This is a genomic window from Rhodococcus sp. 105337, assembly GCF_012844225.1.
GTDB lineage: Bacteria > Actinomycetota > Actinomycetes > Mycobacteriales > Mycobacteriaceae > Rhodococcus.
Genome location: NZ_JABAGQ010000012.1, coordinates 1 through 13,757, shown reverse-complemented (window position 1 = coordinate 13,757; position 13,757 = coordinate 1). Strand labels below are relative to the sequence as shown.

Sequence of the window (13,757 nt, the reverse complement as noted above, 5' to 3'; positions counted from 1 at the left end):
CACACCTACCGAAAGTGGTGCCATGCGGGAGACCCTCTTCGACTCCTGGGGGTCGTTGCTCGAGCCCCTGCACGATCCGGTCGCGCTCGCGATCCCGGCTTTCGTGTTGTTCCTGGTTCTGGAATGGGTCGCGGCTCGCACGCTCGAACACGTCGAACCCGGGCCCGACGGCCGGACGCAGCCGCCGAAAGGCGGCTACGAAGCACGCGACGCACGCGCAAGCCTCTCGATGGGACTGGTGTCGATCGTCACCAGCGCACTCTGGAAGGTGCTCGCGCTCGTCGGATACTCCGCGATCTGGGTCTACCTAGCGCCGTGGCACCTGCCCGCCGACGCCTGGTACACCTGGGTGATCCTGCTGGTCGGGGTGGACCTGCTGTTCTACTGGTACCACCGCACCGCGCACCGGGTCCGCGTCGTGTGGGCGACCCATCAAGCTCATCATTCGAGCGAGTACTTCAACTTCGCGACGGCTCTGCGCCAGAAGTGGAACAACAGCGGCGAGATCATCATGTGGCTGCCCCTTCCGCTGCTGGGAATCCCGCCGTGGATGGTATTCGTCGGCTTCTCCGTGAACCTGGTCTACCAGTTCTTCGTGCACACCGAGCGAGTCGGCACCCTGCCCCGGCCCGTCGAGTTCGTCTTCAACACCCCCTCGCATCACCGGGTCCACCACGGCTGCGACCCCGAGTACCTCGACCGCAACTACGCCGGCATGTTCATCATCTGGGACCGGATGTTCGGCACGTTCCAGCCGGAGACACACCGGCCGACGTACGGCCTGACGAAACCCGTGGGCACCTACAAGATCTGGGAACTGCAGACCCACGAATACAAAGCGATCGCCCGCGACTGGCGTTCGGCAACGGCCCTGCGGGACAAGATGGGTTACGTGTTCGGACCGCCCGGGTGGACTCCCGCACACGGCCGGGAGGATTCGGAGACCGTCAGGTCCGCTCGAGCGTGATCAGGAAGTCGATGCTTCCGGTGCTGTCGACGGTCACGAACCCGAGATTCGGCGGTTCCACACCGTAATCCGCCCAGACCGTCGGGATGCTTCCAGACGCCACGATCACGTCACCGGTGCGGAGCACCTGCACCTCCAGCGTGGCCGGTCGCTCCTGCCCCCGCAACGTCAGCGTCCCGGTCGCAGGCAAGGTCGTCGCCGTTCCATCCGTCGGGAGCGCCGTCAGGTCCACCGGTTCGGTCAGGACGAACGTCGCCGTCGGATAGGTCCCGGTGTTCATCACCCGATCGCGAAACTGCCCGTCGCGCTGGGAACTGTCGGTGGTGACCGAGTCCACCCGGACCGTCACCTCGGCGGCAGTGAGCGTGTCGTTCTCGATGGTGGCGGTGCCGGTCACCTGGTCGGTACTGCCCACCACGGTGACATCGGCTCCGCGCAGGATCTCCTCGACGGTGTAGCCCGCGGCGGTGCGGTTCGGGTCGGTCCCCGCAGTCACCGTCCAGGAACCGTTCAGCTCACCGGAGGCGGCTTCGGCACCGGATTCGGAAACCGACGCTGCCGGCGCGTCGTCCTCGGCGATGAAGTTGCCGTAGACCCACGGCGCGACGAAGAACCCGACGATCGCGATCACGACAATGGCAGCGAGGGACCATCCGAGCTTGCGCATGCCCCGACAGTAGTTGAGGCTTCAACGCCGTGCGGGGTCGAACGCGAGAAGAGGTCGAACGCTGTGCTCCCCGGATCTATACCGGCGGATCGGGGTCAGCAGTGCCTGCCAGCACCGAATGACGTCGGCTGTACACGAAGTAGATGACGACCCCGATCGCCATCCACACGACGAAGCGGATCCACGTCTCCACCGAGAGGTTCACCATGAGCCACAGGCAGGCCAGCACCGCGAGTATCGGCACGTACGGCACCAACGGCACCCGGAACCCGCGTTCGAGATCGCCCCGGGTACGGCGCAGCACGAGCACTCCGATCGATACCAGGACGAACGCGAAGAGCGTGCCGATGTTCACCATCTCTTCGAGGGTGCCCAGCGGAACCAGGCCGGCGAGCACAGCCACCACCACGGTGACGACGACCGTCGTCCGCACCGGTGTTCCCCGCGTGCCCGTGTGGGCGAGTCGACGAGGCATGAGGCCATCGCGTGCCATCGCGAACAGCACACGCGTCTGACCCAGCATCAGCACCATCACCACGGTGGTGAGGCCTGCGAGGGCACCGATGGAAATCAGGTTCTTCGCCCAATCCATGCCGTTGATCGCGAAGGCGGTGGCCAGGGTCGACTCGTCGCCCTCGAGTTCCTGGTAGTTCACCATGCCCGTCAGGACGAGACTCACAGCGACATAGAGCACGGTGACGATCGCGAGCGAACCGAGGATCCCGATCGGCACGGCTTTCTGCGGAGTCCGCGTCTCCTCGGCAGTCGTCGCGACGACATCGAAGCCGATGAATGCGAAGAAGACGAGACTCGCCGCGGCGAGCAGGCCGTACCAGCCGAACGTGCTGCCTCCCGCTCCGGTGACGAAAGAGAACAGCGACTGGTGCAGTCCGTTGTCGGTCTCCGCGGCCTCGGCCGGCGGGATGTAGGGCGTGTAGTTCTCCGCCTTGATGTAGAACGCCCCGAGCGCGACGACGAAGATGACCACCCCGACCTTGATCGAGGTGATCACCAGCGACACCCGGGAGGACAGCTTGGTTCCGGACGCGATGACGACGCCGATCACCACGACGATCAGAACCGCTCCCCAGTCCACCTTGACCGGTCCGACCATCACGCTCGACGACAGCCCTCCCATCACCTCGCCGAGATACAGCGACCAGCCCTTGCCGACCACCGCCGCGGCAAGCGCGAACTCCAGGATGAGATCCCAGCCGATGATCCAGGCGACGAACTCGCCGAATGTCGCGAACGAATAGGTGTATGCGCTACCCGCGACAGGCACGGTGGACGCGAACTCCGCGTAACACAACGCGGCGAGAGCACAGGCAATGGCGGCGAGGACGAACGCCAGCGACACCGACGGTCCCGCGACATTCCCGGCCGTGCGAGCGGTGAGGGTGAAGATGCCGGCGCCGATGACGACCGCGACACCGAACACGATCAGGTCCCACGCGGTGAGATCCTTGCGCAGCTTCGAATCCGGGTCGTCGGTATCGCGGATGGATTGCTCCACCGACTTCACTCGGAACAGACCCCGATCGCGCTTGCTGCCGGCTCGAGTCATCGTCGCCCCTTCCGAGCAGGAACCTACTCGGTACGAGCGGCCGCCATGGACGATTCCGGAACGATGACGCGCTCGGCTCGGACATCGGTGTCATCCGCTCGAAACCGGGTATACCCCGGCGATTACCGAGGGTCGGCCGGGTTCGGCCGACGACTCCGTGCCCGAGGAAGGTGCGTATGAGAACACTGCGTGTCGCGTCGGTCCCCGCATCGCACGTCTACGTGCGGCATCTGTCGTCACCCGACGGCGACGACGGAGTGATCCGGCTGCCCGACCCGGTACCCGCCGACGGACGAAAGGTCCCCGGTGGATGGTGGCCACCGATGATGCTCGAGCCCGGATGGATCGACGATCACCACGATGAATTCGACATCTTCCACATCCACTTCGGGTTCGACGCGGTGGAACCCGAAGTGCTCGAGGAGGTCGTCGGCGCCCTCGACACCCACCGGATCCCCCTCGTCTACACCGTGCACGACCTGAGAAACCCTCACCACCCCACCCCGGGCGCGCATCTGAAGAACCTCGACGTGCTGATACCGGCGGCCCGGGAACTGATCACCCTCACCCCCGGCGCTGCCGCGAGAATCCGGGCCGGCTGGGGACGGACCTCGACGGTCCTGCCGCACCCGCACGTGCTCGAGCGGGACTGGTTCGACGCGCCGCACCGCCCGCCGGACCCGTTCGTCGTCGGTGTCCATGCGAAGAGCCTGCGAGCCAATATGGATGTGCTGCCGGTCGTGACCGCGCTGGCTCGAACGGTCGCCGACCTGCCCGAGGCCCGGCTGCAGATCGATCTGCACGACGAGATCTTCGTTCCGTCCAACCATTGGTACGCCCCGGACATGGGAGCCGCGCTGCTGGCGCTCGGGGAGAATCCCGCGGTGGACGTCCGGGTGCACCCGTATTTCGACGACGACGAACTGTGGCAATACCTCTCGGAGTTGACGGTGTCGGTGCTCCCGTACCGATTCGGGACCCATTCGGGCTGGCTGGAGGCCTGCCACGATCTCGGAACCGCGGTGGTTGCTCCGAGCTGCGGTTTCTATCGTCAGCAACAGTCCTGCGACGTGTTCACCCTGGACGAGGACCGGTTCGACCCGGCCTCCCTCGACCGCTCCATCCGGTCGCTGTACGAACGGCGGCACCACATTCCGCGGGCACAGTGGCCGCGACGACTCGAGCAACGCCGACGTCTCGCCGCGGCCCACCGCGATATCTACGAGCGGGCCTCGGCATGACCGCCCGACCGCTGCGCATCGCGCTCGTCGCGTCGAACCGGTATCCCATCCGCCAGCCGTTCGCCGGTGGCCTCGAGTCCCACGTCTGGCATCTGGCGCGTGCCCTCGGAGAAGCCGGTCACCACGTCACACTGTTCGCGGCGTCCGGTTCCGACGAGTCCCTCGGTGCCTCACATCTGGAGGTCCGGTCCTTCTCCCCCAGCGCGACCGCGCGCCACGACCCGTCCATGGCACCGAAGGGCTTCCTCGAGGACCACCACGCGTACCTGTCGTTGATGCTGAACCTGGCGGGTCCGCTGGCCGACTCCTTCGACGTCGTCCACAACCACAGCCTGCATTACCTGCCGGTGGCGATGGCACCGGCACTGCGCATCCCGATGGTCTGCACGCTGCACACTCCGCCGACCCCCTGGCTCGAGTCGGCCCTGGCCGCGACGGCACAGGTCCCGGCGACCTTCGTCGCGGTCAGCCGGCATACGGCGCACGCGTGGCGGCACGCGCTCGAGGCTCCCGCGACCGTCATCCCCAACGGGGTGGACCTCTCGGGCTGGCCGGTCGGTCCCGGCGGGACCGACCTGATGTGGTTCGGACGCCTCGTGCCGGAAAAAGGCGCGCATCTCGCGATCGAGGTCGCGCGCCGAAGCGGCCGCAGGCTCGCCCTTGCCGGACCGATCTCCGACCGGAAGTATTTCGACGACCGCATCGCCCCCCGACTCGGCGGCGAAGTCGAATACCTCGGACATCTGCCGCGCACGGAACTGGCTGCCCGGGTGGGCCACAGCGCTGCCGTCCTGATCACGCCGTGCTGGGACGAACCGTACGGCCTGGTCGTCGCCGAAGCCCTTGCCTGCGGCACCCCCGTGGTGGCGTTCGCCCGCGGCGGGATTCCCGAGATCGTCGACTCCGGGTCGGGGGTGCTGGTCCCCGCGGGCGACACCGACGCGATGGCCCGGGTAATGGTGGTGGATGTGTCGGTGGAGGTGACGTTGCTGGCGCGATTGTTCGGCATCCCGGTCGTGGTCATGGCCATGCCCGGAACCCGCACCGACGCACCGCACACTCTCGGTTACCGCTCGGCAGACCACCTGATCGCCGCGTGGCCGCAGGAGGTGTACGACCCCGAGTGGCTGCACCCGTACGCGCACAAGACGTCGTATGTGGGTGGCATCAGCCGATTCGACGGGCGCCGCACTCCCCCCGATGCGGACGATTCCGATGACCGTCCCACCGTGCTGGTGATGGGCGGGAGTGGTGGTTCGGCCTTGTCGTCCGGTGATTTTCGGTCCTGGAAGAGTCGCCACACCCGGTACCGGTGGGAAGGCCTGGGAGTTCCCGGGGGCGTCTGGGCCGACGATCCGTGGCCCTCGCTGTGCCGGGCCGACGTGGTGATCGGCCACGCCGGACAGAACACCGTCGCCGACATCGCAGCGGCTCGGCGCCCCGCGGTGCTCGTCGCCGAGCGGCGTCCCTACGACGAGCAGCACGCCACGACGGCCGCCCTCCACAGCGCCGGATTGTCGGTGGGGTTGCCGGAGTGGCCGGACCCCGACCGGTGGCCGGAGTTGATCGAGCGGGCCCGCGGTGAGGACCCCGCGCAGTGGGCACGCTGGCAGACCTCCGGAGCCGCGGCGCGCGCCGCCGCAATCGTCGACCGGATCGCCGAGGAGGAGGCACCGACGTGAAAGTCGGCGTGGTGACCATCGCAGCGCACCGAACCACTCACCTGCGCAGGCAGATGACGGCGCTCGCACGCGGTTCCCGGCGTCCCGACCAGCACGTTGTCGTGTCCATGGGCGATCGCGAGGTCTTCTCGCTGACCCGGGCCGCCGGTGCGGACGTGCAGTGGATGGAGCCGACGGAAGGCCGTCTGCCTCTGGCCGAAGCCCGTAACCTCGGCGCCCGGCGGGCACTCGAACTCGGCGCCGAGTTACTGGTGTTCCTGGACGTCGACTGCATCCCGGCCACGAATCTGGTGAGCCGCTACGAGGAGGTCGGCAACGATCCGCGTCACCAGGTGGCGTTGCTGTGCGGTCCGGTGACCTACCTGCCACCGCCTCCGGTCGGCGGGTACGACCTGGATGCACTGGACGCGCTGATCGATCCGCATCCCGCCCGTCCCCACCCGCGCGCCGGTGACGTCGTCACCGGTGAGGACTACACGCTCTTCTGGTCACTCTCGTTCGCTGTCACCGCGGCGACCTGGCACCGCGTGGGCGGATTCTGTACCGACTATTCGGGATACGGCGGGGAGGACACCGACTTCGGGCAGGTCGCGGCGCAGCGCGGCGTCGGGCTTCGCTGGGTCGGCGGAGCCCACGCTTTTCATCAGCATCACCCGGTGTCGGATCCGCCGGTCGAGCGACTGCACGACATCCTGGCCAACGCCACCGTCTTTCACGACCGATGGGGATGGTGGCCGATGCGTGGCTGGCTCGACGCCTTCGCCGGGCGCGGGTTGATCCGGTTCGACGACGAGACGACGCGGTGGGTCCCCACGAGCAAGTAGCGCCGCACTGTTCGCCCTTCTCAGAGCTTCCCCACCGATACCGCGAGCCGTCAACGGGAGCCAGTTGCCCGATGTGACTGTTGCCGGGTTAGCATCACCGCGGTTCCTTTCGGGTGTGGTATCGACGCCGCATGTGGGATTCAGGAGTGGCGGCTCCCCCACTGCGGCGTCGGCTTTTTTTCGGACGCCCCTGACCGCCCGGATGCAATTCCGGCAAGGTGGAACTCATGGAAGGCACTCATCCGAAACACATCGGAATCCTGGCCCACAGCTGGGAGGGCGCGTCTCTCTGCTGGCGGGAGATATGCGGCTACAGCACCGCGCAGGGCCTGCCGGCGCACCCCGATCTCACCATGGACTGCATCTCGTTCGAGCACTGCATGCCGGCGTGGGAGGCGTCGGACTACGAGTCGGTGCGCGCGGTGCTCGCCACCAGCGTCGACCGCCTCGCACGGGCAGGATGCGACTTCTTCATATGTCCCGACAACACCGCGCACCTCGCGCTCGAGGCTCCAGGAGCCGACCTCGCACTTCCGGGCCTTCACCTGGTCGACACCGTCGCAGCGGCCGCCGAACGGGCCGAGTACACACGCGTGGGAATTCTCGGAACCCGTTACACGATGCAGGGTCCTCTCTACCCCCGCGAATTGGCAGCGCGAGGCATCCAAGCCGTCAGCCCCGCCGACGACGATCAGGCCATGGTCCACTCGGCAATCTTCGACGAACTGGTACACGGAACCTTCCGGGACGAGACGAGGGATTCCTTCATCGACCTGATCGGACGACTCGCGGACTTCGGGTGTGATGCGGTGGCATTGGTCTGCACCGAGATCCCACTCCTCGTGCCTCCTGACCTCTCGCCGCTTCCGATTCTGGATTCCACCCGGCTCGGCGGGCGCGCGGCGCTGGAAGTCGCGGCGGGCCTTCGGGAGATGCCGACCTGGCGCGGATCCGGGTTTCGCACCGCCGCGGTCGAAACGTCGGCAGCCCCGCAATAAAAAAGTCCCTCACCTGCATGCAGGTGAGGGACTTTATGGCGGTGGCGGAGGGATTTGAACCCTCGGACGGGGGTTACCCGTCACACGCTTTCGAGGCGTGCTCCTTAGGCCGCTCGGACACGCCACCGCTAAAAGACTCTACCGGATGGTGCGCCTGCACTGAAATCGGCAGGTCAAAGCCCCGGACGAGGGTCGCGCCGACCGTGGAAGAACTCCTCCAGAACCGTCGCACACTCGTTCTCGAGCACACCGCCGCGCACCTGAGGGCGATGAGTGAGCCGGCGATCCCGCACGACATCCCACAACGATCCGGCAGCGCCGGTCTTCGGCTCCCATGCGCCGAAGACGATCCGCTCGACGCGCGCCAGGACAGCTGCACCGGCGCACATCGTGCAGGGCTCGAGGGTGACCGCGAGGGTTGCGCCCTCGAGACGCCAGCCGTCTCCGTGCACGCGCGCCGCCGCCCGCAGCGCCAGGATCTCCGCGTGCGCGGTGGGGTCCCCTGTGGCCTCACGCGAGTTCGCGGCCCGGGCCAGCTCGGTGCCGTCGGCCGCGAACACGACCGCGCCCACCGGAACGTCCCCGGCAGGCGCAGCGGTCGCAGCGTCCAGCGCGACCCGAATCAGTTTCTCGTCGTCGCGCAGCCCCATCTAACGCAGTTTGTCCAGCGCAGCGGCCCACACATCGTCGAACCCGAGGCGCTGTGCGACCTCCTCGAGTTGTTCGTCGGGATAGAGATCCGTCTCGGAGAGGATCACGGACAGCACGGGTTCCGGTAGACCCATGTCCTTGAGAATCCCCAGGTCACCTTCTTCCCACGGCTCCACGTCGTCCAGCTCGTCCGGATCGATGTCCGGGATGTCGACATTGAGTGCGTCGAGAATATCGGCCGCAATGTCGTAGTCGATCGCCATCGTGGCGTCGGACAGCAGGATCCGCGTTCCGGACGGTGCGGGCCGGATGATGACGAAGAACTCGTCATCGACGTTCAGCAAGCCGAACACGGCGCCGGAGCTGCGGAGCTCCCGCAACTCCGTCACGGCCGTCTCGAGGCTCGTCAATGCCGCATCCGAGAGTGCGCGGCACTTCCAGAGTCCGTCTTCACGCGTCACGGCGACGGCAAAACCGTCGAGGTCCTCGATCGAACTCACCGAAGGGCTCTTGTTCCCTACGCGTTGTGCAGCCATGCGCGCAACGGTAGTCTGCCTCGTCCCGCGAATGAAGCCCGCGCCCGAATATGCCAACCTGGAGCGGTGCCTACCGCTACGTTCGCCCCGCCCGTATGTGTCCTCGGCCTCGGCCTGATCGGTGGATCGCTTCTCCGCGCAGCGGCAGCGACCGGCCGCCAAGCATGGGGGTACAACCGCTCGCCGGAAGTCGTGCACTCGGCCCGCGATCTGGGTTTCGACGCGAGCACGGACTTGACTGCGACGCTCCAACGCGCCGCCGATGCGAACGCGATCGTGGTGATCGCGGTCCCGATGCCGGCGGTCGGGAGCATCCTCGAGGCGATCGCCGAACACGCACCGGATGTCGCGCTCACCGATGTCGTCAGCGTCAAGTCGGAAGTGGCGGCCGCCGTCGCCGCACACGGCTTGTCCAGGCGTTTCGTCGGCGGTCACCCGATGGCCGGCACCGCCGAGTCGGGCTGGGCCGCGAGCACCGTCGAGCTGTTCCGTGACGCCGTGTGGGTGGTGACGGTCGACGACGGCACCGACCCCGAGGTGTGGCAGGCCGTCGCGGACCTCGCGCTCGACTGTGGCTCGGTCGTCGTGCCGGCCGAGTCCGCCGAACACGATGCGGCGGTCGCCCGGATCTCGCACCTGCCGCATGTGCTGGCCGAAGCCCTCGCGCTGGCGGGGGCCGCCGGTGGCGATCTGGCCCTCGGATTGGCTGCGGGCTCGTTCCGCGACGGGACCCGCGTGGCAGCGACCGCTCCGGCACTCGTCGACGCGATGTGCGAGGCCAACGCCTCAGCGTTGCTCGTGGCACTCGACGAGACCCTCGAGGTGCTGTCGGCCGCGCGGGAACAGCTTGCCGACGGCAGCACCACCGACCTCACCCGGGCCGGATTCGACGCCCGCGCCCGGTACGACCAGCAGAAGCGCGTCTCTGTCACCGGCGTCGTCCCCGGGGAGGGTGACTGGCTGACCGTGCTCCGCGAGGCCGGGCGTCGCGGAGAGGTATGGACCCGATGACCTTGCGCGACGTCGCCTCCGCGCTCACGACCGGCAAGCTGACGCCGACCGAACACGTACGACAGGTACTGGCCGACCTCGACGCGCTCGACGGCACGCCGTGGCACAACATCGTCGCGGCCCGCGACGACGCGGCCGCCCTCGAGTCTGCGGCACGCGCCGACTCGGAGATTGCGGCCGGGAACTGGATAGGCCCGCTGCACGGCGTCGCAGTTGCGGTCAAGGACAACATCGACGTCGCCGGCATGCCCACCCGCTGCGGCAGCGCCGTGCTCGACGATGCGCCGCCCGCGACGACCGATGCCCGCATCATTCGTAAGTTGCGGGAGGCGGGCGCGATCATCGTCGCGAAGACCCACCTTCACGAATTCGCCTACGGTCCGACGGGTCTCGTCAATGCTTCCGGGCCCGCTGCGCATCCGCACGAACCCGGGCTCATCAGTGGCGGCTCGTCGTCGGGGTCGGCGGTTCTGGTGGCGCGCGGGATCGTCCCCGTCGCCCTCGGCACCGACACCGGATGCAGTGTGCGCACCCCGGCCGCCTTGTGCGGAATCGCCGGTTTCAAGCCGGGTCACGGAGCACTACCCGTCGACGGGGCATTCCCGTTGTCGACGACGTTCGATCACGTGGGTCTGCTCGCCGCGGACACGCTGGACGTCGCGCTCGCGTGGGGTGCGATCCCGGGCATCGCGCACCTGCGGACCCCGGTGTCCGGGCTCCGCATCGGTCGTCTCCGCGGCAGCATCTGGGACTTCCCCGACCCGGACTTCGAGGCAGCAGTCGACGCCGCGTGCCGCACACTAACCGACCTCGGTGCGGAGGTGGTCGAGGTGACGCTCCCGGAAACCGAGGAGCTTCTCGAGGTGTATCCCGTCGTCACCGGCTCGGAGGCCTACGACACCCACCGCGAGTGGTTCGAGTCGACCCCTGAGCGCTACCAGCCCGCCACGGCGTCGCTACTGGCAGCCCAGCGGGACCGGCCCGCCTACGAGTACGTGCGCGCGGTACGGACGGTCTCACGCCTGCGCCGCGACGTCCTGGATCGCCTGCGGAAAGCGGAAGGACTCGACGCGCTGGTCACCGCGACGACCGGCATCCGTTCGGCACCCCAGAACAGCGATCCGCTGGCTCTGCGGAGGCCGCTGCTCGAGCACTGCATTCCCTTCAGCGTCCTCGGCGTACCCGCGTTGTCGGTACCCGCACCGGGCGGCGGCACGAGACCGATCGGCTTGCAGGTGGTCGGACTCACCGCGGGAACCGGCGGACACGGGAGCCACCCCGCCGAGTCCACGGCGCTTGCGGTCGCCCTCGCGGTGGAAACAGCCGACGGCTAGATCCGCTCGGCCAGCCCGCGGTACTCCACGACGAATCCGTCCGCGTCGACGGTCACCGACGAGGTCGACACGGGCGACAGCACATGGATGCCGTCGGACGCGCTGCTGTACATCACGGCAGCTTCCTGCACGCCCAGGTCGACGAGGTTCACGTACACCACCGGGACCTCGAGGTCCGCGGAGCCCGACTGCAGTCCGTATCGCCGGATCGGCAGCGCATTGAAGAACGGGCTGAGGATGACATCGACGTCCAGCGCCCCACCGAACGTGGAACGTTGGTGCTGGGTGCCGTTGTCGACCATCCAGATGCCCTCTTCGGAACGGCTGATCGACATGTGTCGCTCACCCGCCGCGACGGTGGTCCGCACGGACAGCCGGCGCGTGACGCCGTTTTCGTCGGTCACCAGGTCGTAGGACGCGCTGAATGCGGGATGGTCGTCGCACGCGCCACCCACGATGCGACCGGACGCTTTGATCCGGCGGCCGTTGAGCTGCACGCGCACAGATTCCATACGGGGCGCGTCCAGCGCTCGCCAGGTGAGAAGCGCGGGCCATGCCGACGCTGTACTCGCCGCAGAACCCGCGGCATCAGAGGCTGGGATGCTCACGAGCTATACGTTAAGCGACGACCGTCGGCGGGGAGGCAGCGGTGCCGTTATTGGGCACCTCAGAGGGTTCCCGCGCCCGCGCGAATCTCCTCGACCGGCGCAAATCCTCGCGCCGACGGCGCGCCCCTTTTCCCGCGTACGACAAGTTCGGGCAATCCGGACGCCGCTAGGGGTCCTGGGGAATCGAACGTGGCCTCGGCGTCGTCGGTGGCGCGTGGACCGGCAGCATCGACTGTTGTGGACTGTGCGCGGAGGGGCACTCGGCCATCGGTATTGGCCTAGAGTCGCACCATGCGTACCGTGTGGACAGTTCCTCTGAACATTGCCCAAACTTTGCTGGAATCTCCCGAGATCCAGATGTTTCTGACCAGCAATGAGCTGCCCGACACCGCAGACGATCCCCGCCAGAGGCTCGAAGAGTTCACTCTGGCTCTCGGCGCGCTCAGCAAGCACGCCGGGCGCACCTTCGGCACCGTTGATGCGGCCAACCGCGAACTGTTCGGCGGTTCCGCCGGCAGGGTGCCCGTGTCGCTCCGCCTCACCGTGCTGCGCGCGATCGTCGCTCAGGTAGACGACCGCACCCCGACTCCCCAGCCGATGCCGCAGCCTGTGATCGACCAGCTCGGTGCGTATGTCTACGCCCTGCTCGATCCGCGCGATCGCAGCATCGTCTACATCGGAACCGGACGTGGAAATCGGATCTTCACTCTGGTCTGGTCAGCCCTCGGAGAAACCCACAAACTCGCCGAAGCCGGGGAGAAAGCACCACCGGCGACCCCGGAAACCGAGGCGGCACTCCGCCGTATCAAGGCCATCTACGACTCGGGTTACTCCGTGGACCACTACGTAGTGGCCGACCGGCTCAACCCGAAGTCCGACGCCGACCACACGGCGGACGTCACCGCGCAGGCAGTGATCGCTGCGCTCGGATTGATCGAGCCGCACAGGGGTGAGTGCATTCTCACCAATCTCGCGGGTACGACGGATGTTTCGGAGGCGGACCGCACCGCGATCCCGATCTCCGAACTTGTACGCCAGTATTCGGCGACTCCCGCACCGGAATTACCGACACCGTGCGTCGTCCTCCGCATCAACGAGGCAAAGAACGCCGACGCGGCGCAGGTTCGCGCCCTGGCATCGAGGCCGTGGCCGGCCGGTACGGCAGCGCGCGGCATCGACGGCTTGCCGATCATCGTGGTGGCCGACAACATCGTTCGCGCGGTATACCGGGCGACGCGGTGGGAAGCCGCGGGGCGCAGTGAGGAGAACGGCGGCACCGTTCTCTACCGCTTCTTCGGTGAATCCGATCCGGACCTCGAGCCCAAGTTCGTCGATACACGCCTCAGTCCGGATCGCTTGGGGCTCAAGCGATGGCCGTCGCACGGATGGGCGCCGCGCCTCACGCGCGCCTTGCCCCGCCCGGTCGCCCGGCCGAAGCCCAAGGCGTAATCCCGCCTGAAAGCAGTCGAGGGGGCCACATTTCGTGGCCCCCTCGACAACACCTTCCGGCTGAGCCGGCTTGCAAAACACTGCATACAGAAAAAACTGCATACCAAACACTGAAGGCCCCCAACACAGTTGGGGGCCTTCAGCAAACGGGTGTTCGGCGGTGTCCTACTCTCCCACACCCTGTCGAGTGCAGTACCATCGGCGCAATGGGGCTTAGCTTCC

General features: G+C 67.4%; 13 protein-coding genes, 1 tRNA gene and 1 pseudogene. 9 read left to right on the top strand and 6 right to left on the bottom strand.

What is annotated here, in order from left to right; all coding sequences use genetic code 11:
- The first annotated feature begins 22 nt into the window (after positions 1–22).
- Positions 23–967, top strand: a complete 945-nt coding sequence (locus HF886_RS17195; RefSeq protein WP_169652979.1) for a sterol desaturase family protein — start codon at positions 23–25, stop codon at positions 965–967.
- Here the strand turns inward: HF886_RS17195 and HF886_RS17190 are convergent.
- On the bottom strand, positions 948–1,634 hold the full coding sequence (locus tag HF886_RS17190) for a YceI family protein (protein WP_169652978.1): 687 nt from the start codon (positions 1,632–1,634) through the stop codon (positions 948–950). The genes HF886_RS17195 and HF886_RS17190 overlap by 20 nt on opposite strands.
- A gap of 76 nt (positions 1,635–1,710) precedes the next feature.
- Complete coding sequence (locus tag HF886_RS17185; RefSeq protein ID WP_169652977.1) at positions 1,711–3,201, bottom strand: amino acid permease; 1,491 nt, start codon at positions 3,199–3,201, stop codon at positions 1,711–1,713.
- 176 nt (positions 3,202–3,377) lie between these two features.
- On the opposite strand from HF886_RS17185, the gene HF886_RS17180 reads away from it, so the two are divergent.
- The 5 genes and pseudogenes from HF886_RS17180 (at position 3,378) to HF886_RS17165 (ending at position 7,946) form a co-directional block, all read left to right on the top strand.
- Positions 3,378–4,442, top strand: coding sequence for a glycosyltransferase family 1 protein (locus tag HF886_RS17180; RefSeq protein WP_169652976.1), 1,065 nt, complete (start codon positions 3,378–3,380; stop codon positions 4,440–4,442).
- Positions 4,439–5,398: pseudogene (locus HF886_RS21155) on the top strand (glycosyltransferase); the annotation flags it as partial. The gene HF886_RS17180 and the pseudogene HF886_RS21155, both read left to right, overlap by 4 nt.
- Complete coding sequence (locus HF886_RS21430) at positions 5,387–6,124, top strand: glycosyltransferase (protein WP_346765402.1); 738 nt, start codon at positions 5,387–5,389, stop codon at positions 6,122–6,124. The pseudogene HF886_RS21155 and the gene HF886_RS21430, both read left to right, overlap by 12 nt.
- Positions 6,121–6,948: a galactosyltransferase-related protein gene (locus HF886_RS17170; protein ID WP_169652974.1), complete on the top strand. Its 828-nt coding sequence runs from the start codon at positions 6,121–6,123 to the stop codon at positions 6,946–6,948. The genes HF886_RS21430 and HF886_RS17170 overlap by 4 nt, the downstream gene beginning before the upstream one ends.
- A 227-nt stretch (positions 6,949–7,175) precedes the next feature.
- Complete coding sequence (locus HF886_RS17165; RefSeq protein ID WP_169652973.1) at positions 7,176–7,946, top strand: amino acid racemase; 771 nt, start codon at positions 7,176–7,178, stop codon at positions 7,944–7,946.
- 36 nt (positions 7,947–7,982) lie between these two features.
- On the opposite strand, the gene HF886_RS17160 is transcribed toward HF886_RS17165, so the two are convergent.
- The 3 genes from HF886_RS17160 to HF886_RS17150 form a co-directional block, all read right to left on the bottom strand.
- A tRNA-Ser gene (locus tag HF886_RS17160) sits at positions 7,983–8,073 on the bottom strand.
- Between the two features lie 46 nt (positions 8,074–8,119).
- On the bottom strand, positions 8,120–8,596 hold the full coding sequence (locus HF886_RS17155) for a nucleoside deaminase (protein ID WP_169652972.1): 477 nt from the start codon (positions 8,594–8,596) through the stop codon (positions 8,120–8,122).
- Positions 8,597–9,133, bottom strand: coding sequence for a tRNA adenosine deaminase-associated protein (locus tag HF886_RS17150; RefSeq protein WP_169622532.1), 537 nt, complete (start codon positions 9,131–9,133; stop codon positions 8,597–8,599).
- A gap of 66 nt (positions 9,134–9,199) precedes the next feature.
- On the opposite strand from HF886_RS17150, the gene HF886_RS17145 reads away from it, so the two are divergent.
- A complete protein-coding gene (locus tag HF886_RS17145) occupies positions 9,200–10,144 on the top strand; it encodes a prephenate dehydrogenase (protein WP_169652971.1) in 945 nt (314 codons plus the stop codon).
- Positions 10,132–11,478, top strand: a complete 1,347-nt coding sequence (locus HF886_RS17140; RefSeq protein ID WP_169652970.1) for an amidase — start codon at positions 10,132–10,134, stop codon at positions 11,476–11,478. Before HF886_RS17145 ends, HF886_RS17140 begins: the two co-directional genes overlap by 13 nt.
- Here the strand turns inward: HF886_RS17140 and HF886_RS17135 are convergent.
- The gene (locus HF886_RS17135) at positions 11,475–12,086 is read right to left on the bottom strand and encodes a putative glycolipid-binding domain-containing protein (protein ID WP_169622529.1); all 612 of its coding nucleotides are present in this window, start codon (positions 12,084–12,086) and stop codon (positions 11,475–11,477) included. The genes HF886_RS17140 and HF886_RS17135 overlap by 4 nt on opposite strands.
- A 291-nt stretch (positions 12,087–12,377) precedes the next feature.
- Here HF886_RS17135 and HF886_RS17130 point away from each other — a divergent pair, with 291 nt between their 5' ends.
- Positions 12,378–13,535, top strand: a complete 1,158-nt coding sequence (locus HF886_RS17130) for a GIY-YIG nuclease family protein (RefSeq protein ID WP_169652969.1) — start codon at positions 12,378–12,380, stop codon at positions 13,533–13,535.
- Positions 13,536–13,757: the final 222 nt, after the last annotated feature.